The sequence below is a fragment of the Micromonospora sp. NPDC047740 genome, assembly GCF_043204735.1.
Lineage (GTDB): Bacteria > Actinomycetota > Actinomycetes > Mycobacteriales > Micromonosporaceae > Micromonospora.
On record NZ_JBIDCT010000059.1, the window covers coordinates 1 to 1,069 of the forward strand.

Annotated in this window: 1 pseudogene; it reads left to right on the plus strand. The window is 64.0% G+C overall.

Features of this window, described 5'->3' with window-relative positions:
- Window positions 1-1,069 (plus strand): annotated as a pseudogene (locus ACGF4F_RS37380) (hypothetical protein); the annotation flags it as partial.

The window sequence follows — 1,069 nt, forward strand, 5'->3', positions numbered from 1 at the left end:
GAGAAGAAGGAAGAGAAGAAGGAGGGCGAGGCGGACGGTGGCGCAATCCTGGTCGAGCGGGGCGGTAGCGCGCACCTGGAGAAGGTGGAGCTGACCCGTAACAACGCCGAGGGCAACGGCGGCGCCATCGCCAACTTCGGCCGGGTCGACCTCGACGACAGCAAGGTCGAGGACAACCACGCCCAGCGCAACGGCGGCGGCATCTTCAACGTCGGCGTCCTCAAGATCCGGGACTCCCGGATCAACAACAACACCGCCGGCGAGAACGGCGGCGGCATCGCCAACGGCGAGGGCAAGGAAAAGGACAAGAACAAGGACAAGGACTACTGGGTCAAGGGCCGCGACGAGGCCGGCACCGTGGAGATCATCGGCCGCTTCCAGGGCAAGGAACCCAGCAAGACCGAGATCCACAACAACCGGGCCGGCAAGAACGGCGGCGGCGTGTTCAGCTCCGGCGGGTTCGTCAAGATCGCCCTGACCAGCATCAAGAACAACACCGCCTGCGAGAACGGCGGCGGCATCTACGCCCGCAACACCGACCTCGACCTCCAGAAGGTCATCGTCGCCAAGAACCACGCCGACAAGGACGGCGGCGGCGTCTACAACACCGGCGGGGAAAAGAAGAAGAAGGAAGCCCCGTACGGCGAGCAGAAGGACCAGAAGGAAGAGAAGGAGCGGGAGGCCACCGCCACCATCGACGACAGCGCCATCGTCGACAACTCCGCCGGACGCTTCGGCGGCGGCATCTTCAACGGCGACCCGGACGTCGAGATCAAGGAAGGCTTCCAGGAGGAGTCCGACAAGGACAAGAACAAGGAAGACAACGCCACCCTCACCGTCCGGAACACCGAGATCAAGAACAACACCGCCCTCAACGGCGGCGGCATCTTCAACAACGAGGGCAAGGTCACCCTGACCAACACCCGCGTCACCAAGAACACCGCCACCGACTCCGCCAAGACCCACCGCGTCGCCGGCGGCGTCTTCAACAACAACGGCAAGGTCAAGCTCGACGAAAAGACCACCATCACCGACAACGACCCCACCAACTGCGGCGGCACCGTCAAGG